The organism is Streptomyces sp. NPDC107500, from assembly GCF_055582785.1.
In genome coordinates, this window is record NZ_JBVJPF010000008.1 from 424,873 (window position 1) to 448,774 (window position 23,902).

18 protein-coding genes are annotated in these 23,902 nt (G+C 73.2%); 11 read left to right on the forward strand and 7 right to left on the reverse strand.

Annotated elements, in window-relative coordinates:
- Positions 1 to 82: 82 nt before the first annotated feature.
- The gene (locus ACZ67M_RS31180; RefSeq protein ID WP_469853731.1) at positions 83 to 772 is read right to left on the reverse strand and encodes a pentapeptide repeat-containing protein; all 690 of its coding nucleotides are present in this window, start codon (positions 770 to 772) and stop codon (positions 83 to 85) included.
- A 153-nt stretch (positions 773 to 925) separates the two neighbouring features.
- Between ACZ67M_RS31180 and ACZ67M_RS31185 the strand changes: the two genes are divergently transcribed.
- The 4 genes from ACZ67M_RS31185 to ACZ67M_RS31200 all read left to right on the forward strand — a co-directional run bounded on the left by ACZ67M_RS31185 (position 926) and on the right by ACZ67M_RS31200 (position 5,667).
- On the forward strand, positions 926 to 2,092 hold the full coding sequence (locus tag ACZ67M_RS31185; protein WP_392015887.1) for an FAD-dependent oxidoreductase: 1,167 nt from the start codon (positions 926 to 928) through the stop codon (positions 2,090 to 2,092).
- Positions 2,093 to 2,161: 69 nt separating this feature from the next.
- Positions 2,162 to 3,142: a zinc-binding dehydrogenase gene (locus ACZ67M_RS31190; protein ID WP_467322416.1), complete on the forward strand. Its 981-nt coding sequence runs from the start codon at positions 2,162 to 2,164 to the stop codon at positions 3,140 to 3,142.
- Between the two features lie 63 nt (positions 3,143 to 3,205).
- Positions 3,206 to 4,708 carry an MFS transporter gene (locus ACZ67M_RS31195; RefSeq protein ID WP_392015892.1) on the forward strand — a complete coding sequence of 501 codons (1,503 nt, stop codon included), beginning with the start codon at positions 3,206 to 3,208 and terminating at the stop codon, positions 4,706 to 4,708.
- Between the two features lie 77 nt (positions 4,709 to 4,785).
- On the forward strand, positions 4,786 to 5,667 hold the full coding sequence (locus ACZ67M_RS31200) for an aminoglycoside phosphotransferase family protein (protein WP_469853732.1): 882 nt from the start codon (positions 4,786 to 4,788) through the stop codon (positions 5,665 to 5,667).
- Between the two features lie 18 nt (positions 5,668 to 5,685).
- Here ACZ67M_RS31200 and ACZ67M_RS31205 read toward each other — a convergent pair whose 3' ends face one another.
- The gene (locus tag ACZ67M_RS31205) at positions 5,686 to 9,027 is read right to left on the reverse strand and encodes a helix-turn-helix transcriptional regulator (protein WP_469853733.1); all 3,342 of its coding nucleotides are present in this window, start codon (positions 9,025 to 9,027) and stop codon (positions 5,686 to 5,688) included.
- Positions 9,028 to 9,381: 354 nt separating this feature from the next.
- Here ACZ67M_RS31205 and ACZ67M_RS31210 point away from each other — a divergent pair, with 354 nt between their 5' ends.
- The 3 genes from ACZ67M_RS31210 to ACZ67M_RS31220 all read left to right on the forward strand — a co-directional run bounded on the left by ACZ67M_RS31210 (position 9,382) and on the right by ACZ67M_RS31220 (position 12,975).
- Positions 9,382 to 10,068: a helix-turn-helix transcriptional regulator gene (locus ACZ67M_RS31210; protein WP_352156174.1), complete on the forward strand. Its 687-nt coding sequence runs from the start codon at positions 9,382 to 9,384 to the stop codon at positions 10,066 to 10,068.
- Between the two features lie 169 nt (positions 10,069 to 10,237).
- A complete protein-coding gene (locus ACZ67M_RS31215) occupies positions 10,238 to 10,933 on the forward strand; it encodes a Pvc16 family protein (RefSeq protein ID WP_385801689.1) in 696 nt (231 codons plus the stop codon).
- Complete coding sequence (locus ACZ67M_RS31220) at positions 10,930 to 12,975, forward strand: ATP-binding protein (protein ID WP_469853734.1); 2,046 nt, start codon at positions 10,930 to 10,932, stop codon at positions 12,973 to 12,975. The genes ACZ67M_RS31215 and ACZ67M_RS31220 overlap by 4 nt, the downstream gene beginning before the upstream one ends.
- Before the next feature lie 18 nt (positions 12,976 to 12,993).
- Here the strand turns inward: ACZ67M_RS31220 and ACZ67M_RS31225 are convergent, their stop codons facing one another.
- The 5 genes from ACZ67M_RS31225 to ACZ67M_RS31245 form a co-directional block, all read right to left on the reverse strand.
- Positions 12,994 to 14,451 carry an RICIN domain-containing protein gene (locus tag ACZ67M_RS31225; protein ID WP_469853735.1) on the reverse strand — a complete coding sequence of 486 codons (1,458 nt, stop codon included), beginning with the start codon at positions 14,449 to 14,451 and terminating at the stop codon, positions 12,994 to 12,996.
- A 100-nt stretch (positions 14,452 to 14,551) separates the two neighbouring features.
- On the reverse strand, positions 14,552 to 15,979 hold the full coding sequence (locus ACZ67M_RS31230) for a ricin-type beta-trefoil lectin domain protein (protein ID WP_392102432.1): 1,428 nt from the start codon (positions 15,977 to 15,979) through the stop codon (positions 14,552 to 14,554).
- A gap of 74 nt (positions 15,980 to 16,053) precedes the next feature.
- Complete coding sequence (locus ACZ67M_RS31235) at positions 16,054 to 17,475, reverse strand: hydrolase (RefSeq protein ID WP_469853736.1); 1,422 nt, start codon at positions 17,473 to 17,475, stop codon at positions 16,054 to 16,056.
- A 90-nt stretch (positions 17,476 to 17,565) separates the two neighbouring features.
- On the reverse strand, positions 17,566 to 18,210 hold the full coding sequence (locus tag ACZ67M_RS31240) for an eCIS core domain-containing protein (protein ID WP_392015908.1): 645 nt from the start codon (positions 18,208 to 18,210) through the stop codon (positions 17,566 to 17,568).
- A gap of 112 nt (positions 18,211 to 18,322) precedes the next feature.
- Positions 18,323 to 20,362: a hypothetical protein gene (locus ACZ67M_RS31245; RefSeq protein ID WP_469853737.1), complete on the reverse strand. Its 2,040-nt coding sequence runs from the start codon at positions 20,360 to 20,362 to the stop codon at positions 18,323 to 18,325.
- A 320-nt stretch (positions 20,363 to 20,682) separates the two neighbouring features.
- On the opposite strand from ACZ67M_RS31245, the gene ACZ67M_RS31250 reads away from it, so the two are divergent.
- From ACZ67M_RS31250 to ACZ67M_RS31265, 4 genes are all read left to right on the forward strand, one after another.
- Positions 20,683 to 22,287 carry a phage tail sheath subtilisin-like domain-containing protein gene (locus ACZ67M_RS31250; protein WP_385804084.1) on the forward strand — a complete coding sequence of 535 codons (1,605 nt, stop codon included), beginning with the start codon at positions 20,683 to 20,685 and terminating at the stop codon, positions 22,285 to 22,287.
- A gap of 73 nt (positions 22,288 to 22,360) precedes the next feature.
- On the forward strand, positions 22,361 to 22,807 hold the full coding sequence (locus ACZ67M_RS31255; RefSeq protein ID WP_125495634.1) for a phage tail protein: 447 nt from the start codon (positions 22,361 to 22,363) through the stop codon (positions 22,805 to 22,807).
- The gene (locus ACZ67M_RS31260; protein ID WP_469853738.1) at positions 22,807 to 23,310 is read left to right on the forward strand and encodes a hypothetical protein; all 504 of its coding nucleotides are present in this window, start codon (positions 22,807 to 22,809) and stop codon (positions 23,308 to 23,310) included. Before ACZ67M_RS31255 ends, ACZ67M_RS31260 begins: the two co-directional genes overlap by 1 nt.
- Positions 23,307 to 23,465 (forward strand): DUF6760 family protein, encoded by a 159-nt coding sequence (locus tag ACZ67M_RS31265; protein ID WP_185832758.1) that lies wholly within the window; start codon positions 23,307 to 23,309, stop codon positions 23,463 to 23,465. Before ACZ67M_RS31260 ends, ACZ67M_RS31265 begins: the two co-directional genes overlap by 4 nt.
- Positions 23,466 to 23,902 lie beyond the last annotated feature (437 nt).

Genomic DNA, 23,902 nt, shown 5'->3' on the forward strand with positions numbered 1-23,902 from the left:
CGCGCCCGTCCCGACGCCCCGCTTGGCGCGCCCATCCTGACGCGCCACCCCAGCGCGCCCATCCTGACGCCCCGGCCCGGCGCTACCCGTCCGCCAGCACCCGCACCCCCAGCTCCGCCGCCAGTACCGGTGCCAGGTCGAGGAGTTGGGCCGGGCTGATCACGGCGCCCGACAGGCGGTCCACGCCCCGGGCCAGCTCCAGCGGGGCGGCGCCGCGCAGGTCGACGTCGACGAGGGTGGCCGCGCTGAGGTCCGCCTCCTTCAGGGCGCAGTCCACGAACTCGACGCGCTCCAGGCGGGCGCCGCCGAAGTCCGGTTCGACCAGGACGCAGCTCTCGAAGACGACGTCCTTGAGCCGGGACCGGCGCAGGTTCAGGTAGTCGATCTTGCCGCCGCGGATCAGGACCCGCTCCAGCACGGCGCCGTGCAGCTGGGTGCCGCCGAGGCGGGCGTCCCGCAGCTCGACGTCGCGCAGGGTGGCCTCCGCCAGGTTCGTGCCCACGCCGCGGACGCCGGTGAGGACCGAGTCGAGCAGCCGGGCCCGGGGCAGCGACGCCTCGTCCAGCGCGCACCCGGTCAGCGCGCAGTCCATGAAGCGGGCGCCCGCGCCGTCCTGGCCGGTCAGATCCGTCTCCTCGAAGTCCAGCGCGTCGTAGTCCCCGTCCGGCTCCAGCCCCCCGTCCCCGAACGGCGCCAGCGGCGGCAGCCGCAGCTCCGGGCGCCGCGCCGCCCGCACCGTCGTACCCCGCCCGCCCGCCGCTCTCCTCGCCATGACCCCATGCTGCACCCCGCCACTGACAACCGGCGCCGGCCTGCGCGAACGCATCCCTCTCCGGCGCGATGTCACATTCGGCACCCCCTCGCGCGTCGTAGGGGCAGACAGGTCACGCACCAGGCGACCCCGACCCGAGGGAGACCCCGAGCCATGCATCGCATCACCGTCGTCGGCGGCGGCCTCGCCGGACTGACCGCGGCCATCACCGCCGCCGAGGCGGGCGCCAAGGTCACCGTCCACGAGGCCCACCACACGCTCGGCGGCCGCGCCCGGACCGCCGAGGGCCCCTACCGGACCAACGAAGGCCCGCACGCCCTCTACAACGGCGGCCCGCACTGGTCGTGGCTGCGGCAGCGCGACCTGATCGGTCCGCTCGCGCCCCTCCCGCCGCTGGAGGCGGCCCGGCTGCGGCTGCGGCACAAGGGCGCGCTGCGCCGCACCCCGCCCTTCGCCATGCTCAAGCTGCTGCGCCGGGGCCTGGGTCCGGCGCCCGTCGACACCGACTTCCTGACCTGGGCGACCGGTGTCGCGGGCGAGGAGGGGGCGCGGGCCGCCGCCCACTACTGCGCCGTCGCGCTGTTCCACCACGACCCCGGGTCGCTGTCGGCGGCCTTCGTGCAGGAGCGGCTGCGCCGGGCCGCCAAGCTGCCGCCCGAGGCGCACTACCCGCGCGGCGGCTGGGCCGGGGTCGTCGACCGGATGGCCGCCCTGGCCTGGAACCTCGGCGTCCGGGTCGAGACGCTCTCCCGGGTCGACGCCCTCCCCACCGACGCCCCGGTCGTCGTCGCCACCTCGCTGGACGCGGCCCGCCGGCTGCTGGGCGACCCCGCGCTGACCTGGCCGAGCGGGCGCACCGTCCTCGTCGACCTGGCCCTGCGGACCCGGCGCGGTGACGCGTTCGCGGTCTCCGACCTGGACGCGCCGGGCTGGATCGAGCGGTTCACCGCGCAGGACCGCACCCTGGCCCCGGCGGGCGAGCAGCTGATCCAGGGGCAGATCCCCGTCGCACCGCGGGAGTCGAAGGCCGACGGGACCGCCCGCGCCGAGGAGCTGCTGGATCTCGGGATGCCCGGCTGGCGCGAGCGGGTGACCTGGCGGCGCGAGGCGGTCGCGAACGGCCGTACCGGCGCCGTCGACCCGCCCGGCACCACGTGGCGGGACCGGCCCGCCGTCGACCGGGGCGACGGGGTGTATCTCGCCGGGGACCAGGTGGCCGCGCCGGGCCTGCTCTCCGAGGTCTCCTTCAACAGCGCGCTCACCGCGGTCTCCCTCGCCCTCGGCCGGGGCCGCAGGGAACTTGACCTCAAGCATGCTTGAGGTCGTTGAGTGGAGTCCGTACCGGCCGGCACAGGCCCGTACGGACCACTCTTCCGTTGGGGGACCCACATGCACGCCATCCGTCTGCACGCCTTCGGTCCGGCGGAGAACCTCGTCCTGGAGGAGGTCGAGGATCCGCGGCCCGGCCCGGGCCAGGTCCGGATCGCCGTCCGCGCGGCGGGCGTCCACCTCCTGGACACCGCCCTGCGGGAGGGCGCCCAGGGGCCGCTGCCCGCACCGGCCGACCTGCCCACCGTCCCCGGCCGCGAGGTCGCGGGCGTCGTCGAGTCCGTCGGGGAGGGCGTCCCGGCGGACCGGCTCGGCAGGCGCGTCGTCGTCCACCTCGGCTTCGCTCCCGGGGGCTACGCCGAACTCGCCGTCGCCGACCTGGCGCGCCTGCACGAGATCCCGGAGAACCTGGACTTCGCCGAGGCCGTCGCCATGATCGGCACGGGCCGTACGGCGATGGGGATCGTCCAGTTCGCCGACCTCGGCCCCGGCACCGTGGCCGTGATCCCGGCCGCCGCCGGGGGCCTCGGCACCCTGCTGACGCAGTACGCGAAGAACGCCGGCGCCACCGTGATCGGACTCGCCGGAGGCCCCGAGAAGACCGCCCGGGTCGCCGCGAACGGCGCCGACCTCGCCGTCGACTACAAGGACCCGAGGTGGCCGGAGAAGGTCCGCGCCCACCTCGGCGGGCGCCCGGCGACGGTCGTCCTCGACGGCGTCGGCGGCGACGTGGCCCGCGAGGCCGTCGCGCTGCTCGGGCCGGGCGGCCGGCACGTGGTCTTCGGGTGGTCGGCGGCGGGTCCGCTCGACGGCTCGCCGTACCTGGTCGACGGCGTCTCCGAGCAGGTACTCGGCCCGGTGATGCTGGAGCGGGCCGGCGGCGCCGATCCCCTGCGCACCCTCGAACTGCGCGCGCTCGGCGAGGCCGCCGCGGGCCGCCTCGTCCCGGCGGTGCACCGCTTCCCGCTCGCCGCTGCCGCCGCCGCGCACCGAGCGCTGGAGAACCGCGGCACGACCGGCAAGGTGGTCCTGGTGCCGTGACCGACCGTCACGACCGGACACGGAAAGCATGCGACATGCCCCGATCCGTGGTCTTCTGGCCAGATGAGTGGCACCTGGTCAGGTGAGCCGGCCGCGCCCACGGATGCCGACCCCCGCCGCTGGTGGGGGCTGGTGGTGATCGCCCTGGCCCAGCTGATGGTCGTACTGGACGCGACCATCGTGAACATCGCGCTGCCGTCCGCGCAGCGCGACCTGGGCATGTCCGACGGCAACCGCCAGTGGGTGATCACCGCCTACACCCTCGCCTTCGGCGGTCTGCTGCTGCTCGGCGGCCGGGTCGCCGACCTGGTGGGACGGAAACGGACCTTCGTCATCGGGCTGATCGGCTTCGCCGCCGCCTCGGCGCTCGGCGGTGCCGCGTCCACCCCGGCGATGCTCTTCGGCGCCCGCGCCCTCCAGGGCGTGTTCGCCGCCCTGCTCGCGCCGTCCGCGCTCTCCCTGCTGAGCACCACGTTCAGCGACCCGCGGGAACGGGCGAAGGCGTTCGGCATCTACGGCACGCTGGCCGCGAGCGGCGCCGCCGCGGGGTTCATCGTCGGCGGCGTGCTCACGGAGTACCTGAACTGGCGCTGGTGCCTGTACGTCAACATCCCCTTCGCCGTCGCCGCCGTCATCGGCGCCTACACCCTGCTGCGCGACCGTCCCGGCCACGGCGACGCCCGCCTCGACGTCCCCGGCGTGCTGCTCGGCTGCGGCGGCCTGGTCGCCCTCGTCTACGGCTTCGGCGAGGCGCAGCCCCGGGGCTGGAGCGACCCGCTGGTGCTGGCCCTGTTCGCCGGGTCCGTCGTCCTGCTGGCCGCCTTCGTGTGGTGGCAGACCCGCGCTCCGATGCCGCTGCTGCCCCTGCACATCATCCGCGACCGCAACCGGGCCGGCTGCATGGTGACGATGATGCTGGCCGTCATCGGCATGTTCGGGATGTTCCTCTTCATGACCTACTACCTCCAGGTCGTCCTCGCCTACTCCCCCCTGACGACCGGTCTGGCCTTCCTGCCGATGACCGCGTCCATCCTCACGGGCTCCACCCAGATCTCCGCCCGGCTGCTGCCGCGCGTGGGCCCGCGCATGCTGATGGTGCCGGGCATGCTCCTCGCCTGCGGCGGCATGGTGATCCTGACGCAGATGACCGTGGACTCCGCCTACGCCTCCGAGATCCTGCCCGCGCTGATCCTGATGGGGCTCGGCATGGGCCTGACCTTCATGCCGGTCTTCTCCACCGCCACCGCCGGGGTCGCCCCGAGGGACTCCGGCGTGACCTCGGCGACCGTCAACACCTCGCAGCAGATCGGCGGCTCGATCGGCACCGCGCTGCTCAACACCATCGCGACCGGCACCAGCGCGTCCTACATCGCCTCCCACCTCACCGACCCGACGCGGCGGGCACAGGTCGTCCGGGAGGGCATCGTCCACGGCTACACGGTCGCCATCTGGGTGGCCGCCGGCATCATGCTGCTGGCCGCACTGGTCGCGGGCCTGATGGTGACGGCCAAGGCCCCGAGACACGACGCCCCGGCCGACGACCCGGTGCCGGAGCCGGTGGCCTGAGCGGAAGTCCCCCTCCCCCGCCAGGGCCCCCGATATCCACGTGACCGCGACACCGCGTCCAGGTAGCGTCGTCGCCCGTGATCGACGTTCCGGACGGACTCGCGGCCGCGCAGGCGAAGTACAACGGAGAGGCGGGGCGCGCCTTCATCGACGGACTGCCGGAGCTGGCCGCCTCCTTCCTGCGGCGGTGGGAGCTGCGGCTGGACGGGCCCTCCATGCACGGCTGGGCGGCGCTGGTGCTGCCGGTCGTGGGCCGCGACGGCGTCCCGGCCGTGCTGAAGCTCCAGATCCTCGACGAGGAGAGCGAGGGCGAGCCCGTCGCGCTGCGGGTGTGGGACGGGGACGGGGCGGTCCGCCTGCTCGACCACGACCCGGCCACCGGCACGATGCTCCTGGAGCGGCTGGACGCGGACCGCATGCTCAGCCATGTCGAGGACTCCCGCGCGGCCGTCCTCGTCATCGCCCGGCTCCTCGCCCACCTCACCTCGACCCCCGCGCCGCCCGGCATGCGCCGCCTCGGGGACATCGCGCGGGCCATGCTGGAGCGGACGCCCGGGGCCCTGGGCGCCATCCCGGACCCGGCGGACCGGAGGCTGGTCGCCGACTGCGCCGCCGCCCTGCGCGAGGTCGCCGACGAGCCCGGCGACCGGCTGCTCCACTGGGACCTGCACTTCGAGAACGTACTCGCCTCCGCACGCGCCCCCTGGCTGGCCATCGACCCCAAGCCGCTGGCCGGTGACCCCGGGTTCGACCTGCTGCCCGCCCTGGACAACCGCTACGACCCGGCGGAGACCCGGTGGCGCTTCGACGCGATGACCGACGTCCTCGGCCTCGACCGGCAGCGGGCCCGCGCCTGGTCCCTCGCCCGCGTCCTCCAGAACTTCCTGTGGAACGTCGAGGACGGCGACCCGCTGGAGGCCGAACAGCTGGAGATCGGGCGGTTGCTGCGGGACCTGTGAGCCGTCGGGGCCGGTCCGTCAGCCCTGCGCCCGGGGCCGGTCGCGTCCGCGCTCCCGGTCCAGCGCGGCGGGCAGCTCGGTCCTGCGCCGTATCCGCAGCTTGCGGTAGGTGCTGGTCAGATGGGTCTCGACGGTGCGCCGGGCCAGGTGCAGCAGCTCGGCGATCTCGGTGTTCGTGCGGCCGTCGGCGGCCAGTTCGGCGATCCGGCGCTCACTGCCGGTCAGCGACCCGGCGCCGGTGTGGGACGCGACGGAGCCCCGGGCGCCGCCCTCGCGCAGGGACTGCCCGGCCAGGGTGAGCCAGCGCAGGGCGCCCTTGCGCTCGGCGAGTTCGGCCGCCTCGCGCAGCCGGGCGCGGGCGCGTCCGCGTTCACCGGCCGCGATCAGCTGGCGGCCCTGGGCGAGCAGGGCCGGTATCAGCTCCATGTCGGTGTCGGCGGGCGCGTCCCGCAGGGTCCGTACGGCCTCCTCGGCCAGCTCCAGACCGCGGCGCCCGCCGGTCGCGGTGCCCAGCACGCTCAGCGCGCGGCCCACGGTGCGCGGGGTGTTCCACACCCGGGCGAGCCGCAGTTCCTCCGTCGCCAGGGCCAGCGCCTCCGGGCCGCCGCCCAGGGCCAGCCGGCACTCCGCGACCGCCGTCCGCCACGGGGTGACGACCGGGCTGACCACCTCGCGGGCCGACTGGCGCCGCCCGCACTCCAGGAAGTCGTGCAGCGCGCCCGCCGGGTCGCCGGTGGCGGCGCGCAGCACGCCCCGCGCGTACAGGTAGCGGTTCAACTCCCAGTTCTCGGGCACCTCGCGCAGGTCGAAGCGGTCGGCGTAGCGCAGCGCCTCGTCGATGCGGCCGGTGTGGACGAGGGCCATCAGGGCGTGCGCGTCCCGGTTGGTGGGGCCGTTGGCGCGTCCCGGGTCGGTGGCGAGCAGCCGGGCCAGGTCGCCGCGGGCGGCGTCGATGTCGGCGCGGGTGTTGAGGATCGCGTGCTGCATCGGGTGCAGCAGGGCGGGGTGCTGTCCGGCCAGGCCGCGCTCCACCAGCCGGTCCGCCTCGTCGAGTTCGTCGGCCCACTGGGCGACCGCGGCGGCGGTGCCCAGCAGGAAGGGCTCGGCGAGCGGGTCGGTGGGCTGCGCCAGCAGGTCCCGTACCCGGACCATGGCCTCCTCGGCGGAGATCAGCGCGGCCGTCGCCGCGTACCGCACCAGCAGGGCCTGTCCGGCGGTGCCCAACAGCTCCGGGGAGTGCCGGCCGGTCTCGGACAGCCAGCGGTACACCTCCTGCCGGGTCCCCAGGTCCTCGTCGGACAGCATCGCGGTGGCGGTCTGCACGGTGCGGGCCAGGCCGGGGTGGCCGGAGAGGCGGCCCTCCGTGCGGCGCAGCACCTCCATGGCGGTACGGATCTCGCCGCGGCCGGCCAGGGCGGTGCCGAGGGCGACCGCCGTGCGCACCCGGTTGCGGGGCTCGGCCGGCAGGTGCTGGGCCTCGGCGAGGCGGGCGATGGCGGCGGGGGTGTCGGCGGACGCGTACTCCAGGGAGCCCAGTTCGGTCAGCAGCCGCTGGCGCAGGTCGTCGGTCAGCCGCTCGTCCAGGGCCCGGCGCAGGTAGGCGACGGCGTCGTCCGGGCGGCCGTCGTGCACCGCGACCGTCACGGCGTCCCGCAGCACCCGCAGCGCCCAGGGCTCGCCGACCGCCGGGGTGCGCAGCAGGTGCCGGGCGACCGCCTCGACCCGGTCGCCCCGGCGCAGCATGGCCTCCGCCGCCGCCCGGTGCACGGCCTCCCGGCGGGGCCGGGGCCAGCCGGTGAGCACGGCGTCGCGCAGCAGCGGGTGGGCGAAGCGGGGGCGGCCGCCCGCGTCGTTGCGCAGCAGACCGAGCCGCGTCATGGCGGCGAGCCAGCCGGCGACCCGCGCGGGGTCGGCCCCGGCGGCCTCGGCGAGCACGTCGACGGGGTCCCCGGCGCCGGCCGCGCCCGCGGGCCCCTCCGGGGAAGTGGGCCTGCGCCAGCGGCCGGGCATGCGGTGCCGGAGGTGAGCGGACGGGTCGTCAGGGCCGTAGCAGGAGGCGGGCGTGTCCCCCGGGAACGCCTCGTACTCCTCGTGGAGCGCGTACGACGGGCCGCCCTCGCTCCCCGGCACGTCGCGGCCGGAACGCGCGTACGGCCCGTGCGCCTGGTGCTCGACGCCGGCGCCGCCCTGCGCGGGCACCGTCGTCTCCCCGTACGGCCCCCGCCCGGCACGGTTTACGCCGCCGGATCCGGGGCCGAAGCCGCCGGACCAGGGGTCGGTGTGCGGACCGGGGGCGGTGGTGAGGGGGGCCGGATCCGTGATGAGGGGGTCGAGGGCCTGCGACGGGCCCGGGTCAGCGCAGGCCGCTCGCCGGGTCTCGGTCCGGGCGTACCGCACGGGCTGCGGGTACGGGCCGCCGTCCCCGTACTCGGCGGGCCGGTCGTGCTCCGGCTCCGCGTGCCCCGTGGGGGTCGGTGGGGCCGGCTGGTCGAGGGCATGCCGAAGCCCGGCCCGGCGCTGCGGCCGGCCCTGGGGCCAGGCCTGTTCCAGGGCCGCGAGGCTGCGGGCGACGTCGGCCGTCGCGGGGCCCGCGCTCTTCAGCCACCAGGAGACGGCCGCCGGGTAGGACCCGGGGTACAGCTCCGCGGACGTCTCGGGCACCCGCGGCAGGCCCTCGGGGTGCCGGGTGCCGCCCAGGTCGTCCAGCAGGGCGTGCAGCAGCAACGGGCTGCCCGCACCGGCCCGTACGCAGTCCGCCGTCCACCGTGCCGAGGCGCCGGGGAAGGCGGCGCGGACCAGCCCGGCCGCCGCCGCGTCACTGAGCGGGGCGAGGGTGTGGGTGCGCACGAGGGAGGGCGACAGCGCCTGGGTGAGTCCGGCGGGCCGCGGTTCGATGTCGTACTGGCTGCGCTCGGTGGCGACCAGCAGAAGCGGTAATCGGTCGACGTGCCGGCCCGCCTCCGCCAGCCAGCGCCTCGAGGGCTCGTCGGCGAGGTGGACGTCGTCCACGGCGACCAGCAGCGGGCCCTCCGCCGCGTAGGAGCGCAGCAGCCGCCACAGCCGGGCCGCGCTGCCCCGGTCGTCGTCCCCGGGCGCCACGTCGGTGAACTCGGGGACCGGGCCGAGGAGATGGAGGACGGCGGAGAAGGGCACCGCGGTGTCCTCGGGCGAGCACCGCACGCGCAGCACGCGCAGGCCGCGGTCGGCGGCGTGCCGGGCGGCGGTCTCCAGGACGGCGGTGCGGCCGGTGCCGCTCGCACCACGCAGCAGGACGAGGCGGCCGGTGCCGGCCCGCGCGCGTTCGATCTCGGCCGCGAGCAGCGCGTGGGCGTCGTCCCGTTCGCGCAGCGGTCCGGTCATCGGTGCCTCCTGTGGTGGATGGTGCTCCCCCGGTGTGTGAGACGTCTGAACGGGCTGATGGGTGGCATGAACTCGCCGATGTCGCCGCGCCGCGTCCCCGGACCCGGCGGTGGCTGTGTCGGGGCTCACGGTGGTCCGCGGCGACCCCCACGGGCCCACGCATCCTTGCCCGCACCCTTGTGACCTGCTGAAACGTCCCGGTGTTGGTGGTTCGTGGTGCTGGTCGCGCTGGTCTCGTGGTGTGCCTCGTGGTGCTCCACGATTGCGAAGTCCCACTTGTCACAGAAGTGTGGAACACGCTCATCCGCTACCGGCCTGCGCCGCGTAACGGGCTCGTGAACAGGGGGGAAACGGTTGCTCAACTCACCCCGGACCACCATCACCACGACCACCCGCGGCTCCGGCGGAGCCGTCGGCGTCACCGACCGGCGTGTGCCGGTGGCGGTGACCGCTCCGGATCCGATCAGCCGCGAGGGCGCGATCAGCCAGCTGCGGCGGCATCCGGAGATCGACCTGCGCGAGGACTCGGGGCCGGGCACGGTGGCCCTGCTGATCGAGGACACGCTGGACGAGGCGGCGCTCACCCGGCTGCGCCGGATCGTGCGCAGCGAGGGCGCGCGTGCCGTGCTCGTGGTCGGCGCGATCCGCGAGAGCGAACTGCTCGACGTCGTCGAGTGCGGCGTCGGCGCCATCGTCTGGCGGCACGAGGCCACCGCGCACCGGCTGGTGCAGGCGGTGCTGGCCGCGGCGCGCGGCGACGGAGACCTGCCCGCGGACCTGCTCGGCCGGCTCATCAGCCAGGTGGGCACGCTGCACCGGGGCGCGGCGGGCCGCCCCGGCGCCCCCTCACTGGGCCTCGCACCCCGTGAGGTGGACGTCCTGCGTCTGGTCGCCGAGGGTCTCGACACCGGAGAGATCGCGGGCAAGTTGTCCTACTCCGAACGGACCGTCAAGAACGTCATGCACGGACTCACCACGCGACTGCACCTGCGCAACCGCGCGCACGCCGTGGCCTATGCCCTCAGGGAAGGCTACATCTGACCGAACGGGCAATCGAGAGCGGACCCTCGGGGCCGCGGGGGCAGAACGCCCTGCCCCGCCGTCGTCCCCGGCGCGCCTGCGGACGGGACGGCGGCGGGGACACGATCGGTGAGGGACGGCTGCGGCAGGGCCGGGCGGACTCGAGTACGGGCAGGGCGGGAGTGCTGGCGTGATCCACGAGGTGGACGAGGTCCTCAAGGGCCTCATCAAAAGTGGGGCGTTGGCCGGCTCGGGCATCGACGTGGCCTTCGAGGCGCCCACCCGCGACTGGGCGGCCCGGCGCAACGGCCCCGTGGTCAACGCGTATCTGTACGACATCCGGGAGGACACGGCCCGGCGCCAGAGCGGGAAGATGCCCGTCCACGACGACCGGAACATCGTGGTGCGGCGCCGCCGCCCGCCGCGCTGGTTCAAGCTGTCGTACCTGGTGACGGCCTGGACGAAGACCCCGCAGGACGAACACCGGCTGCTGTCCGCCGTACTGGCGACCCTGCTGCCGCGCGAACTCCTGGCGCCCGCCGAACTCCCCCCGTCCCTGGCCGCGCTCGACCTGTCGGTGCCGATGACGGTGGCCGGCGTGCAGACCGAGTCCCGCTCGCTCGCCGAGATCTGGTCCGCCCTGGGCGGCGAACTGAAGCCGTCCCTCGACCTGGTGGTGACCGTGCCGTTCCCGGCGTTCCCCGAGTACGACGCCGGGCCCCCGGTCACCGAGGGCGCGACGGTCCTGGTCGGCGGCATCGACGGCGACCCGCCGATGTCCACCGGGCGCTCCCACCGGCCGCACCAGGTGGCCGCGGCCCGCGCCGCCCGCAAGGAGGCGCTGGAGCGCAAGGACCCGACGGACACCCGTACGGGCAGGCGATGAACGTTCCGCACACCGACGCCCCGGAGACCGCCCGTACCGGCTCCGCGACCGACCCGTACGACCACCCCGCCGAGGTGCTGACGGTCCGTCTGTCCGCGCTCCGGGAACGGGTGACCGCGCTGGTCGAGCACCGCGCCGCCACCGACCCGACGGCCGACGACCCGCTGCGCGGCCTCTACCTGTCGGACGAGGCCGTCCACCACCTGCTGCGCACCTGGCCGACCGGCGGGGACCCGGGGACCGGCGAGCCGGTCGCCGTGGGCGGTCCGACGGGGCCCGGGGACCGGCTGGCGTGGCTGGCGGGGCGCACCGGGCTGACCGAACTGGACAGCTCGGTCCTGCTCGTCGCCCTGGCACCCGACGTCGACCGCACCTTCGAGCCGCTCTACGGCTACCTCAACAACGACGTGAGCCGCCGCCGCGCCACCGTGAGCCTCGCCCTCGAACTGTGCGGGGTGCCCGCGCACCTGCCCGCGGCCCGGGCCCGGTTCCACGCCTCTGCACCGCTGTGCGCCCTGGGCCTGCTGGAGGTGGAGGAGCCCGAGCGGCCCTTCCTCACCCGTTCGCTGCGGGTGCCCGACCGCCTGATCGGCCACCTGCTGGGCGACGACACCCCCGACGCCGCGCTGCTCGGTCTTGAGCTGCCGATGCCGCGGCCGCTGCCCTCGACGGCCGCCGGCAGCGACGACTTCGTGGGGCGCCTCGCCGCCCGGCTGCACGACGGCCCGCTCACCGCCTACCTGCGCGAACCGCGCGAGGGCGACGGCCTGGCCGCCCTGGCCTCGGTGCTGGAGGCCGCGAAGACCGACGCGCTGCGCTACTCCTCGCCCGAGGACCACGTCCCCGAGCTGCTGCGCGAGGCCCGCCTCAGCGGCCGGGCGCTCGTGGTGTCGGGCCTGCCCGAGAAGCCGGGGCCGCTGGTGCGGGAGCTGACCGCGGCGACGGACGTCACCGTGCTGATGACCGACCCCCGCCCCTACGACCCGCAGTGGTCCCCGGCCGACCCGCTGGTCCTGGACGCCCCGGGCCGCCGGGCCGGGGGCGCGGCCGCCTGGCGGGCGGCGCTGGGCGCCGACGCCGACGGCTTCGACCTGGCCACCGCGGTCGCCCCGTACCGGCTCGGCGGCGACCGCATCCAGCGGGCCGCGCTCACCGCCCTCTCCCTCGCCGCCTTCGACGGCACCGCGCTCACCGCCGAGCACGTCCGCCTCGCCGCCCGCCGGCAGTCCGCCTCCGGCCTGGAGAGCCATGCCCGGCGGATCCGGCCCGACGTGGACTGGACCGACCTGGTCCTGCCCGAAAAGCCCCTCACCCAGCTGCGCGAACTCGCCCTGCGCGCCCGCCACCGCGACCAGGTCCTCGGGGAATGGCGGCTCAGCGCGGGCGGCGGACGCGGCCGGGGCGTGCTCGGCCTGTTCGCCGGCGAGTCCGGCACCGGCAAGACCCTGTCGGCGGAGGTGGTCGCGTCCGACCTGGGCCTCGACCTCTACGTGGTCCAGCTGTCGTCGGTCGTGGACAAGTACGTCGGCGAGACCGAGAAGAACCTCGAACGGATCTTCACGGAGGCCGACCGCACCGACGCCGTACTGCTCTTCGACGAGGCCGACGCCGTCTTCGGCAAGCGCTCCGAGGTCAAGGACGCGCACGACAAGTACGCCAACATGGAGAGCGCCTACCTGCTCCAGCGGCTGGAGTCCTTCGACGGCATCGCCCTGCTCACCACCAACCTGCGCGCCAACATCGACGAGGCGTTCACCCGGCGGCTGGACCTGGTGGTCGACTTCCCGTTCCCGGACGTCGACCAGCGCCTCGCGCTGTGGCGGCACGGCCTGTCGCACGTCCCGTCCGTCGACGGCATCGACCCGGCGGACCTCGCCCGGGACTTCGAGCTGGCGGGCGGTTCGATCCGCAGTGCGGTGGTCACCGCCGCCTATCTCGCCGCCGGACGCGCGGGAACGGTGACGGCGGACGACCTCCTGGAGGGCGCCCGCCGTGAGTACCGCAAGGCCGGTCGGCTGGTACCGGGGGAAGGCGACTGGTGATCCCGCCTTCCCGGTCCGTCACTTCGCCGTCAGCTTGATGATCTTCCACTCCTGGTCGTCGCTGTTGCTGCAGTGGTAGAGCGTCAGCTTCTCCCACGCCTGACCGGTGCTGTAGCCGCTCACGTCCAGGCACTTGTTGTTGCTGGCGAAGTTGCGGATCCAGTAGTCCCCGCTCTCCTGCTTGTCGGCCCACCAGAGCTGGTTGTCGGCCGTCGTGCCGTCGCAGGTGAACTCGGTGATGTCCGTGGTGACGGGCGCGGCGCCGTAGCCCGCCAGGTCCATGCAGAGCCGGTCCTTGACGTTCACGATCTGGAAGAGCGGCGCGCCGTTGGGTCCGCCCTTCGGGTACTTCACTTCGAGGTCCCAGATCTGGTTGTCGCCGACCTCGTTGCAGTCCGACTGCTGGACCCGGCCGTTCAGCTCGCCCTTCTCGCGGCCCGGCAGCTCGGCGCACATCTTGGTGGTGGCGTTGCGCAGCATGACGTTCTTGGCGGGCACCAGCGGCTTCACCGCCGGCTTCTTGGGCTTCTCGGGCGCCTTGGACTCGCCGCCGCCCTTGTCGCCGTCGCCCTTGCCTCGGCCGTCGTCCTTCGGCTCCTGGGTGACCGACTGCTGCGGCTGCGGCTGCTCGGCGGCCACGGGTGATTCGGCCTGGCTGGGCAGGGTCTCGGGGGACGCGCTGGGGCTGGGGGCGAGGGCGGCGCCGGCCTGCTCCGTCTGCTCGGTCGCACTCGTACGCACCTGCGGCTTGTACGCGATCCAGATCATCACGAACGCGAGCGCGAGGGCGAGGAAGATGCCGAAGAAGGTGGCCAGCCAGCGCGGCAGAAAGCCACGCTGCACGTACGTGCCCTCGACATCTGTCGGATCCGTCCCGGACCGCTTGACGGACAGCGTGTAGGGACGCTCCTCCTTGGAGCCGAACCAGATGATCTCCCGCGGCTTCAGCGTCGTCTCCACGAACGCCGCACGCCCCGGCTCGATCTGCACATTCCCCGGACGGATCTCGTACGACAGATGATCCCCGTTGTCGCTCCCCGCGACCGACGCCGTCACCTTCGTATTGCCCAGGTTGTCCACCGCCAGCCGCGGCCGGCCCCGGAACCGCCCCTTCACCGTCGGCGGCACCAACTCCGCACGCACCTCGGTGAACGCCGTGATCGTCAGATTCCCCTCAGGAACCGTCACCGCGTCCGGATGCTCCGTCGGCGTAATCCGCACCGCGTAGGGATTCGGCCCCGCCACCGCGTCGGGGGTACGGGGCGGAGCGAACGTCAGCTCCACCGTCCCCGTCGTCCCCGGGTACAGACGCAGCGTCTGCGGCTCCACCGTCGTCCAGGGGGACACGTCCCCGACCGGCTCGAACCGGTACTCGTCCACCACGTCACCGGTATTGCGCACCCTCAGGCGCACACGCGTACTGCTGCCGGGGTCCACAGTCGCGGACGCGGGCTCCAGGGAAGTCCACAGGCTCACGTGGCGAGGCTAGAGACGATCTCACGGGGCGTCAGCGGACCTCGGGGCAGTAGTGCGTGCCCCGAGGTACCTGATGAGGCGGCTTCCCGGCCCTTCGCCGTCAGTCCTTGTTGGGGTGGACGATCTTCCACTCCTGGTCGTCGGTGTTGGTGCAGTCGGCGATGTTCAGCGGGGTCTCGGTGCCGCCACGCTGGCCCTTCACGTTCAGGCACTTGCCGTTGCTGGCGAAGTTGCGGATCCAGTAGTCGCCGCTCTTCTGCTTCTGGATGTACCAGAGCTGGTTGTCCGCCATCGTGCCGTCGCAGTGGAACTCACCGATGCCGGTTCCGACGGGACGGCCGTCGTACTCGCCCAGGTCCATGCAGAACTTGTCGGTGACGTTGCGGATCTGGAAGAGCGGGGCCCCTCCGGGGCCGCCCTTCTCGTACTTCACTTCGAGGTTCCAGTACTGGTTGTCGCCCTCTTCGTGGCAGTTGGCCTGCTGGACGATCCCGTTGATCTGGCCCTTCTCCCGCCCGGGGATGTCGGCGCACATCTTGGTGGTGGCGTTCCACAGCATCACGTTCATGGCGGGCACGACGGGCTTCGGCTTCGGGGGCTTGGGCTCGCCGCCTCCTCCGCCACCGCCACCGCCACCGGCGCCGCCGTCGTTCTCGTCCTTCTCGGAGGTCTGCGGCTCGGGTTCGATCGCGGGTGATTCGGCCTGGCTGGGCAGGGTCTCGGGGGACGCGCTGGGGCTGGGGGCGAGGGCGGCGCCGGCCTGCTCCGTCTGCTCGGTCGCACTCGTACGCACCTGCGGCTTGTACGCGATCCAGATCATCACGAACGCGAGCGCCAGCGCCAGGAAGATGCCGAAGAACGTGGCCAGCCAGCGCGGCAGAAACCCACGCTGCACATACGTGCCCTCAACGTCCGTCGGATCCGTCCCGGACCGCTTCACCGACAGCGTGTAGGGACGCTCCTCCTTGGAACCGAACCAGATGATCTCCCGCGGCTTCAGCGTCGTCTCCACGAACGCCGCACGCCCCGGCTCGATCTGCACATTCCCCGGACGGATCTCGTACGACAGATGATCCCCGTTGTCGCTCCCCGCGACCGACGCCGTCACCTTCGTATTGCCCAGGTTGTCCACCGCCAGCCGCGGCCGGCCCCGGAACCGCCCCTTCACCGTCGGCGGCACCAACTCCGCACGCACCTCGGTGAACGCCGTGATCGTCAGATTCCCCTCAGGAACCGTCACCGCATCCGGATGCTCCGTCGGCGTAATCCGCACCGCATAAGGATTCGGCCCCGCCACCGCATCCGACGTCCGCGGCGGAGCGAACGTCAGCTCCACCGTCCCCGTCGTCCCCGGATACAGACGCAACGTCTGGGGCTCCACCGTCGTCCACGGCGACACGTCCCCGACCGGCTCAAACCGATACTCATCCACCACGTCACCGGTATTGCGAACCCGCAGCCGCACACGCGTACTGCTGCCGGGATCGACGGTGGCGGACGCGGGCTCGAGGGAAGTCCATAGGCTCACGCCGCGACGCTAGTGGCGTTCCGATGCGACGTCAGGAGTCGCAAGGGCAAACCGTCTTGCCCTTGCCGACGACGTCACACGGTGATCCGGACCGCCTCCAGCTGGTGCCGCTGGTCCATCGGGCTGCCGAAGTACCGCCAGTTCCCGTCCTCCGTGCAGCCCTGCTTCTGCCAGCCCACGTCCGTGACGTGGGTGTTCGGGCAGACGATGCCCTCCGTCGTCTTGAGGGTGAACCCCTCCAGCGAGGACACGGCCTCCTTGGTGCTCCCGAGGTACATGTCGACGCCGTCGCCGGCGCTCGCCCACTTGTCCCCGGTCAGCCAGCCCTCGACGACGTGGGCCCCGTTGCCGGAGACACCCTTCGTGCCGGACACGGCGATGTTGAGCGCCTTGATCGGCAGGCTCTTGCCGACGGTGCCGGCCTCGGCGCCGTCGCACACCGGTTGCTGCCAGCCCTTGTCCGCCACGTAGGCGCGGTAGCAGATGTGCCGGCCCTCGCTGCGTTCGGCCAGCTCCTTCACCGCCGTGGCGGCGGTACGCACCGGCGGCTTGGCCTTCTTCGTCGGCTTCGGGGACGAGTCGCCGCCCCCACCGCCGCCACCGCCGCCGTCGTCCTTCGAGTCGGGCTGGGCGGACTGCGCCGCGGGCGACTCGGCCGGGGCCGGGGGAGCCGCGCTGGGCAGGGTCTCGGGGGTGGCGCTGGGGCTGGGGGCGAGGGCGGCGCCGGCCTGCTCCGTCTGCTCGGTCGCACTCGTACGCACCTGAGGCTTGTACGCGATCCAGATCATCACGAACGCGAGCGCGAGGGCGAGGAAGATGCCGAAGAACGTGGCCAGCCAGCGCGGCAGAAACCCACGCTGCACATACGTGCCCTCGACATCCGTCGGATCCGTCCCCGACCGCTTCACCGACAGCGTGTAAGGACGCTCCTCCTTCGAACCGAACCAGATGATCTCCCGCGGCTTCAGCGTCGTCTCCACGAACGCCGCACGCCCCGGCTCGATCTGCACATTCCCCGGACGGATCTCGTACGACAGATGATCCCCGTTGTCGCTCCCCGCGACCGACGCCGTCACCTTCGTATTGCCCAGGTTGTCCACCGCCAGCCGCGGCCGGCCCCGGAACCGCCCCTTCACCGTCGGCGGCACCAACTCCGCACGCACCTCGGTGAACGCCGTGATCGTCAGATTCCCCTCAGGAACCGTCACCGCGTCCGGATGCTCCGTCGGCGTAATCCGCACCGCATAAGGATTCGGCCCCGCCACCGCATCCGACGTCCGCGGCGGAGCGAACGTCAGCTCCACCGTCCCCGTCGTCCCCGGATACAGACGCAACGTCTGCGGCTCCACCGTCGTCCACGGCGACACGTCCCCGACCGGCTCAAACCGATACTCGTCCACCACGTCACCGGTATTGCGCACCCTCAGGCGCACACGCGTACTGCTGCCGGGGTCCACAGTCGCGGACGCGGGCTCCAGCGAAGTCCACAGGCTCACGGCGTAAACGTACGAATTGGACGGCGGGCTGTCAGGGGCTTTCAGGGCAGGGCACGTTGCCCCGACGGGCCGACCGGCGAGGGACGGGAACTAGTCCCTTTCCTCGGCGGACCGCTGGGCGACGACGGACGGGGCGACGTCGACGCCGGACTCGAAGGCCGCGCTGTCGGCCACCGCCGCGACCTCGGAGCCCTGCCCGGGATCCGTGTGGGAGGGGCCGGCGCCGTTGTTGACTCCCGTTTCCTTGATGCCCTTGCTGTTCTTGTCGAGGTGGCTGGCCTCGTGGGCGAGGATCCCCTCGTTGCCGATGGCGGACGGGCCGAGGTACACGTCCATGCCGATCGTCATGGCCTCGGCCCCCATGGCCGCCGTCGCACGCTGAGCGATCGGGTCGCTGTGAACGCGACCCTCGGCGATCTTCGGGTTCTGGTAGAACGACGTCGCCTTGGCGAGGAACGACCCGGGGAGCGACGAGGAGGGCGTCTCCTTGGCGGCGGCCAGGAGCTGGCTCTGCCCCTCCGGGCTCCTGTCGTCGATCCCGTCGTGCCCGCAGCCGGCGCCGTGCTGATGCTGCTCCTCGTCGAAGCGGCGCTGGACGACACTGCTCACCGCCGCGTTCCCGGCCTGGTTCTGGAGGGTCAGCATCCGCTCGGCCGTGGTGCCGAGCGGGGAGGCGCGGCGGACCGGACTCTTCTCACCGGCCCGCTGGTCGGCCTGGTTCTCGTGTGCGCGCACAGCGCTCCCTCGGCAGATGGTGGCTCGGCACAGGACGGGACTCTCGCAGGTCTACCCGGACCGGCCGCCCGGCGCAACGGCCGTGAGGGCAGGCTTGAGGGCAGGCGGCCGATCAGGCCGAGGAGAGCTGATTCGTGATCTCCTTCTCCCAGGCCCCCTGCTGCGCCGGGTCGTTGAGCGAGGCCGTCCACTCCTCCTCCGACTGGTGGTGCTGGTCCGGGCCCGCCTTGAGGACCACGAGCAGCGCGCGCGCCGACCGGCGAATCTCCTCCGGAACGTCCCTGCCCACGCGGACCTCCGGCCCGGCCGCGAGCGCGTAGAGCTTCTGCGCCATGTGGTGGCGCTCGCCCTGCTTGACGGACTTCGTCACCTTGAAGAACTCCGCGACGGCGTCGCGCCGTCGGACACCTGCCGTCCCGGCACCCTCCGTCCGCTCCGCCTCGTTCTCGTCCTGCGCCAGCGTCGGCCGGGCCCACCGGTCGGGATGCCGGGCCTCGACATAGCGGTTGGAGCCCGCCCTGGCCCCCTTGTAGAGGGCGTTGCCGAGCAGGAAGGCCGCGGCCACACCGGCCACGGCGGGTGCCGCCGGACCGCTGACCGCCCCGGCGGCGGCCGCGATCGCCAGGCCGCCGGCCGCGGTCCGCACCGAGTTGCCGCCCAGGTTGGTGACGCGCTTGGCCAGTTTGGTGTGCTGCTTGTGGCGGGCGTACTGGCGCAGCCCGACGATCTCGGCCTGCAACTGGCCGTTGAGGCGGGCGACCTGGGCCGTGAAGTCGGCGATCTCCGTTTCGGTCCCCGGCGTCCGCTCGGCCGTCGCCTCGCCCAGCCGCGCCTGCGCCCTGCCCAACTGGTCGAGGACGTCCTGGAGCATGTCCGCCGCCCTGGGCGCCGCGTCCGGGGCTTCCAGGTCGAGGGCCTTGAGCCGGCTCTTCTTCTGGTACGTCTTCCAGACCGCGGGGATCTCCCGGAGCACCGCGATCATGGAGAAGGCCACGGTGGCACCGCCGGTCACCTCTCCGAGGGCGGTCACCCCGTTCAGGTTGCCGGAGTTCTTCACCGCGGCGTTGGCCATGCTGCTCAGGTCACCGACGACCATGCTGCCGCTCGACGCCACGCCGAGCGGCTTCCCCTTCATGTCCTTCCTGGACTTGTGGGAGGCCGGACCGGTGTCGTTCCGGCTCTTGCGCGCGGTGTTCAGGGTGCGCAGGTCGTTGATGACGCCCAGGGCGTCGGTGACGAAGTTGATGCCGCTGCCGACCTGTCCCATGACCGCGGTGGTCTGCATCTCGCCGGTGTCCGACGTGGCCTTCGCCTGCGTCCTCACACCGGCTTCGGTCGGCGCGTTGACGCGGGTGGCCATCGTGTCCGGTGTGTCGAGGACCTTCTTGGACTTGTCGGCCTTGGCCTCGGTGCCTAGGAGCTGGTTGATCTTCTCGCTGACCCGGCCGAGCTTCGCCCCGGTGGCGGCCAGGCGCTGCCGCAGCCCGCGTCGGCGCTGCTCCACTTCCTCCTGGCTCCGCTGCTCCTCGGCCGCCTCCCGCTCCTCCTCCACCGCGGCCCGTTCCTCTTCGGCGACGACCTGCGCCTCTTCGGCCGCCGGCGCCTCCTCGGCCACGACCTGCTCGGCGGGGGCCACCACCTGCTCCGTCTCGGCCACCACCGGCTCCGGCGGGGCCGGTTCCACCTCCGTCACCGCCCCCTGCCGACGGCGTGCGGCCTCCTCCGCCTGCCCGTGCACCGCCGCGACCGCGTTCATCCTCGCCGCCGTCCGCCGCCGCCGCTCGGCCGCCGCCTCGGGCCTCCGGCGACCCGCCGCGGCCGCCTCCGCGCCCACCTGCCGGTGCGCCTCCGTCACTTCCTCCCGCCGGCGGCCCTCAGCCGCCGCCTGCGCCGCCACCGCCCCCACCCGGCGCCGCCGCTCGGCCGCCACCTCCGGCCGCCGGCGACCCGCCGCGGCCGCCTCCGCGCTCACCGCTCCCACCCGGCGACGCTGCTCCTCCTGTTCGGCCAGCTCCCGTGAGGCGGCGGCACCCCGCAGGTCGGCCGGAGCGGAGTTCGACCGGGGGCGGCCGGTCAGCAGGTCCGCGCTGCCCGAGCGCTGGACCACCTCGGCCACGGCCCTGTTGCCCGCTTGGGCCTGCAAAGAGGCCATGGAAGGCTGCGTCTGCCGAGGGAGGCTCCGGGCCGGCGTTGCCTTGTCCGTGCGAGGGGTCTGCGTTTCGTGCAAGCGGTCCGGCACGGACAACTCCTCCTCGTGAACCTGGGGTGACATCCTGGCCAACTGACACTCAACACAAGATGTTGAAGCAAAAATGGCCGCATTCCACAGAGAAGGGCGACGACTCTGCCCCAAGGGGCACGAGAGGGGGCAGCGGGCATGCCCCTGGACCGGCCCCCGAGGACGTTTCGACGGCGGCAACGCGCGCGTGAAGCTGGGGGGCGTCCTGTCTCGTACCCCGAGGAGAGCAGAGCATGCCGTCCTACCTGTCGCCCGGCGTCTACGTCGAGGAGGTGGCCAGCGGCTCGCGCCCGATCGAGGGGGTGGGCACCTCGGTGGCGGCCTTCGTCGGTCTCGCCCCGTCCGGCCCGCTGAACGAGCCCACGCTGGTGACCAACTGGACGCAGTACGTCGCGGCGTTCGGTGACTTCACCGGCGGGTACTACCTCGCGCACTCCGTCTACGGGTTCTTCAACAACGGCGGTTCCGCCGCCTACGTGGTCCGCGTCGGCGGTTCGGCCGAGGACGCGGCCGGCGACGCCACGGACGGTTCCGCCGCGCCCGCCGCCGTCACCGGCAGCGCCGCCAAGGCCGCACTGCCCGCCGCCGAGCCCAAGCAGCTCGGCACGTTCGCCGTGACGGCCACCGGCGAGGGCCAGACCGGCCCGCTGACCGTCGAGGTCGCCGACCCCGAGGGCGAGGGCCCCGCCGAGCGCTTCAAGCTGATCGTCAAGGACGGCGAGAAGGCCGTCGAGACCTTCGACGTGAGCGCCAAGAAGGGCAACCGCTCCTACGTCGTCACCCAGGTCAAGGAGCGCTCCAAGCTCATCACCGTGACCGAGGCCGCGCCGTCCGCGCAGCTGGCCCGTCCGGAGAACCAGACCCTGACGCTGCCCGCGCCGCCGTCCGCCGCCCCCGCCGTCCCGGTCGAGCAGGCCGAGAGCGCGCACCCCGGCCCGGCCCAGTACCTCGGCGACTCCTCGGACCGCACCGGCTTCGGTGGCCTGGAGGCGATCGACGAGATCTCCATGGTCGCGGTGCCCGACCTGATGGCCGCCTACCAGCGCGGCGCGATCGACCTGGAGTCCGTCAAGGCCGTCCAGCTCGGTCTCATAGCCCACTGCGAGCTGATGGGCGACCGCGTCGCCATCATCGACCCGCCGCCCGGCCAGAACGCCCGTCAGATCCGCGTCTGGCGCCAGGAGACGGCCGGCTACGACTCCAAGTACGCCGCCCTGTACTACCCCTGGATCAAGTCCTTCGACCCGGCGACCGGCCAGTCCCGCCTGGTCCCGCCGAGCGGCCACGTCGCCGGCATCTGGGCCCGCAACGACTCCGAGCGCGGCGTGCACAAGGCGCCCGCCAACGAGGTCGTGCGCGGCGCCGTCGACCTGGAGCTGCAGATCACCCGCGGCGAGCAGGACCTGCTCAACCCGATCGGCGTCAACTGCATCCGCTCCTTCCCCGGCCGCGGCATCCGCGTCTGGGGTGCGCGCACCCTCTCCTCCGACCCGGCGTGGCGCTACCTGAACATCCGCCGGTACTTCAACTACCTGGAGGAGTCGATCCTGATCGGCACCCAGTGGGTGGTGTTCGAGCCGAACGACCACAACCTCTGGGCCCGCATCCGCCGCAACGTGTCCGCGTTCCTGGTCAACGAGTGGCGCAGCGGTGCCCTCTTCGGCCAGAGCCCGGCAGAGGCCTACTACGTCAAGTGCGACGAGGAGACCAACCCGCCGGAGTCGGTCGACCTCGGCCGGGTCATCTGCGAGATCGGCATCGCGCCGGTCAAGCCCGCCGAGTTCGTGATCTTCCGGCTGGCCCAGTTCTCGAGCGGCAGCGGTGAGCTGGAGGAGTAGGACCCGCGTCCTGAGCCCCTCCGCACCGCCCGCCTCTTCCTTTCACTCAGACACCTAGAAGGACAGCGAACCAATGGCACTCATGCCGGGTGACTCCCTCACAGCGAACAACTTCGGCCTCCAGATCGACGGAGTGATGGTCGAGTACCTCGCCGAGGTCAGCGGCCTCTCGCAGGAACAGGACGTCATCAAGTACCCGCAGAACAACAGCGCCACCGGCAAGGCGGAGACGGCCGTTCTGCCGGGCAACAAGAAGGACGGGCAGTGCACCGTCGTGCGCGGTATGACCCAGTCCTCGTCGTTCAACCAGTGGATCAACGACTCCATGAACGGCCGGATGAGCACGGCGCGCAAGAACGCCTCCATCATCCTCATGGACTACGAGGACAACCCGGTGAAGCGGTACAACCTCCGCAACGCCTGGTGCAGCAAGATCGACGCGAGCACGGTGAAGGCGGGCGACACCTCCGCGCTGACCGAGACGGTCACCATCGTGTTCGAAGAACTGGTCGTCGAATAATGCGGCGTGCGGCCGGCGGGGCGCCTGCGGCCCCCGAGGCCCCTCAGACCGCGGCGGTGGGAGCGGACTTCCCCCGTTCGGCTCCCGCCGCCGCACCCGCGGAGCCACCGGCCGCGACGGCGCCTCGGCAGCAGTTGCGCACCGAGTTCCCCTTCGAGCTGCCGCGCGGGTACGTCGACGAGTCGGGCACGGTCCACCGGGACGGTGTGATGCGCCTGTCGACGGCCCGGGACGAGCTGATCCCGCTGCGCGACGTGCGCGTGCAGGAGAACCCGGCGTACCTGTCGGTGGTGCTGCTCGGCCGGGTCATCACCCGGCTGGGCACGCTGTCGATGGTGCACGACGGGATCGTGGAGAACATGTTCGCCTCCGATCTGGCGTTCCTCCAGGACTTCTACCGCCAGATCAACGCGGAGGGGCACACCCGCGCGGCCGTCGAGTGCCCGCACTGCTCGGAGCCCTTCGAGGTGGAACTCGGCGGGAGCCGCCTGGGGGAATCGTGACGTACGCGACCGACCGGCTGCATGAGGAGATCGCGTACGTCGCCTACCACTTCCACTGGGGCCTGGAGGCGATCCTGGACCTGGAGCACCAGGACCGCCGCCGGTACACGGACCAGATCGCGTCCCTCGTGACGCGTGGCATGGCGGAGGGCTGATCGTGGGATTCCTGGACCGGCTGCGGGGCCGTCGGGACGGCGTCGGCGGGGGCGGGACCACGCCCCCGCCCGAACCCCCGGGTACCGACCCGGGTACGGACCCGGGCGGGAGCAGCACGGGCGGGAGTGTCACGCCCGCGCCCGCTCCCGCACCCGTGGCCGTCGCCGCCTGGACGGGCCTGCCGCCGATCCAGCGGGCGACGGGTACGGCCCGTACGGGAGTGGCGGACGCCGGGTTCGGCGGCCGCCTTCCGACGTGGCAGAACCCGTCGTTCACGGGGGCGCCGTCCCCCGCGGTCCTCGACCCCGCGTCGGGCGACGGCATGCTGTCCGGCGCGGTCGGCACGCCGTCCCGCCCGGCGGCCGGTCTCGAACCCCCCTCGCGGTCACGGCCGTCGGCCTCGCCGTCCGCCGCACCGCCGGTGCAGCGCATGCCG